The organism is Nitrospinota bacterium (assembly GCA_035528715.1).
GTDB lineage: Bacteria > JADFOP01 > JADFOP01 > DATKYB01 > DATKYB01 > DATKYB01.
The window spans coordinates 1-2,874 of sequence record DATKYB010000035.1 but is presented as its reverse complement, the minus strand read 5'-3'; the positions used below and the strand labels follow the sequence as shown (position 1 = coordinate 2,874).

The 2,874-nt window shown below is 39.7% G+C and carries 2 protein-coding genes; one reads left to right on the top strand and one right to left on the bottom strand.

Going from position 1 to position 2,874, the window contains the following annotated elements; translation table 11 throughout:
* Nucleotides 1-1,015 (top strand): cyclic nucleotide-binding domain-containing protein (locus VMW81_02350; protein ID HUU49785.1); only part of this gene is annotated, 1,015 nt, incomplete at its 5' end.
* 276 nt (nt 1,016-1,291) lie between these two features.
* Here the strand turns inward: VMW81_02350 and VMW81_02345 are convergent.
* Nucleotides 1,292-2,155, bottom strand: coding sequence for a hypothetical protein (locus VMW81_02345; protein HUU49784.1), 864 nt, complete (start codon nt 2,153-2,155; stop codon nt 1,292-1,294).
* Nucleotides 2,156-2,874: the final 719 nt, after the last annotated feature.

Sequence of the window (2,874 nt, the reverse complement as noted above, 5' to 3'; positions counted from 1 at the left end):
GAGCGGTCCTTTGAGCGGTTTAGATGCAATTTACGCCCTGTTTGGGTGGATTGAAGGGAAATTCGAATTTTATGAAGAAGAGATTCAAATTGGACGTGTAATTAAAAAGAATAGAATGGAGATATTGCTCGATGCAATGAGAATGCTTGATGACGGGTTAATCAAGAAAGTGGGTCCGCTCCCTTTTGATGAGGTGGCTTCCGTAGAAAGCAGTGAAACCAGATCTGAGAAAAAAGGGACTCCCCAAGTCATTAAAGGACCACTGATAGATTACTCACATGTCCTTGATGAAGAAGAATACCATGCTGGAGAGAGAATTGCCAGAGCCGGGGGTCATGGTAAATGGATTTGGATCATATTGAAAGGATCGGTAAATGTAAGCAGGGAAACATCCAATGGTCCCATGAACATAGCGAATCTTGGAGAAGGATGCTTTATTGGAGGTTTCACCATTTTGCCATTTATGGAATATACCCGTAGTGTTAACATAACTGCTTTAGACGACGTTCGATTGGGCTTGCTGGATACCGAGTTTCTTTATCGAGACTTTATGTCTCTATCACCCGATTTCAGAAGAATTCTTCTCAGCCTGGATGGTAGACTAAGAAAGATTACGGATAGGGCTGGAGAGTTGTTTATGAAAGATGACAAGACCAAGGGATTTACCAAAAATAAGAAGATAGTTATAGAGAAGGGTTCTTCGAAACAAGAGGCGTTCGCCATATTAGAAGGTGAGACATACGTGATTGGGCAGACCCAGAAAGGTTACCTGCCGTTATTGACACTTGAAAAAGATGAGGTCTTTGGCTATATGCCGTTCACGGATATGGGCCATGAACCTCGGTCTGCCTTGGTTTTAGCATCAAAGGATTTAAAGGTGCACAGACTAGATACAGAAAGCCTCCAAAAAGAGTACGAGCATCTTTCAGGGACATTCAGAAACATGATTTATAATGCATGTACGTGTACTTTTCTCACGACAAAACTGGCTTATCACCTGTATGAGCTGAAATAGCTACACTTCATGTTACCCCGAAGAATCGAGTTTCACACATCAACTTCACATCACACAACGAATCTCATAAACTGGTAGTGATGCGAGACTGTTGTTGCTTGTAACTACTTCTTTCACCATTCAATCTTTAAATCGAGTTCTTTTCTACACCAATCCGCAACAAGATTGATACCAATCACCAGGAGGAGAAAATGAAAGTGAGACCAAGAGCATATGACTTATACTATTATAAGATTGGAGGGCACAAAGCTTTTGCCATGACATCATTTCTTTTTTTTAAAAGACAGGGTGATGTACCTGAATTACGATAGAAAATTTTGACTTTTCCTCCATATTCCCATCACTCACGCCATTTACGCCCTCAATAACTGACGTAATAGTTCTCAGAGGATAGCTCTTTATTAATTTTTCGTCCATTAGCAGGATGCTGAAAAGGTCGTCACCGACTTTAATAAGATCGGCGCCTTTAATCTCAGTAGGACTATCATGATTTATGCCGATAGTCTGCCCTTCGTACTTTTTGAGTAAATCCTTGATTTTCGACTTTGGTTTTAACAAATTTGTGATATCTTCTATCTTTTTTTGAAGCTCTTTTTTTTCTTCCTCTTCCTTTTGTCTTCTCAGGACCTCAGCTCTTTCCTCCTCCTCTTTTTGTCTTCTCAGGGCCTCAGCGTTTTCTTCCTCTTCCTTCTGTCTTCTCAGGGCCTCAGCTCTTTCCTCCTCCTCTTTTTGTCTTCTCAGGACCTCAGCCCTTTCCTCCTCTTCCTTTTGCCTTCTCAGGGCTTCAGCTCTTTCCTCCTCCTCCTTTTTCTTTGCTAGAAGTTCTGCTTTTTTTTCCTCATCAGTTTCCTCTCTTGCCTGAATATCATAATATTTTAAGAAAACAATCCCGCACTTAGAGCACTCCACAGACAATGAATCATTCTCTTGTCCACATTTGGGGCATATTAATGGTTCTCCTTGTTGATCATCAGTTTTTGAAATTGGTTCCTTCACTTTGCCATTTTTTTGTTTCCCATTCTCAAATAGCCCTCGAAGTTCAGGAAATAATATGAAGGAACTTCCACATCTCGCACATTCTTTCGATGGAAATAGATTTTCTTGTCCACATTTGGGGCATATGATCGTCTTTTTAACCATTTCTTCCTCCCCCTTTCCCATTTTATTTTACCCTTCAGAATGCTTTTAGATCCTTTTTCTTAACAATCTCTTAACTCCCATATTTTTTTCTATATATTCTGTTGTTTCTCATATCCGTTATTCCATCAGTACTATATATTTAATTAAATGCATGGCCGCTCTCTTACTGAAGTAGGTTTCTTGACGCAGTCTATAAATAGCATGTACAGCATGGGTAGGTCAATGTTCGAAAAAGCACTGAACATCAATTCTTTATTATAAGATCACAAAACTCAGACGGAGTCGTCAGCCTGAATTTAAGGTGCAGGCTAAGTGAAAAACAATAAGAGGGATGACCCTCCATGTGTTCTGCTTAATCAACCTTACTTTAGAAGGATATAGGAGAATTTGTCAAATATTTCCTTCACAATATTTCCTTCACATCATGCTCGGATAAATACTTGTAATTATCTTTTAAAAGAGATATCCAAAAATAATAGGCGTGTGAAGTATGTAGTGAAAAAAATTCTTTAAAAGGTATTAAACTCTTTCTGCTGAAAGTGGGCTTTAAAAAGGAGGAATACTATGGGTTATAGGTTTCTTGAACTGAAGGTCGAAGATACTATCGGCACGTTGGCCCTTGCCAGGACAGAAAGCCTTAATGCACTTAGCCTGGAGTTTGCAGGTGAAATCACAGCAGCCGTGAGGGAATTAAGTGAAACGGATGATGTGAGGGCAAT

Excerpts from the sequence above, each read along its gene's own strand:
- VMW81_02345 (HUU49784.1), bottom strand. The coding sequence starts at position 2,155 with ATGGTTAAAAAGACGATCATATGCCCCAAATGTGGACAAGAAAATCTA.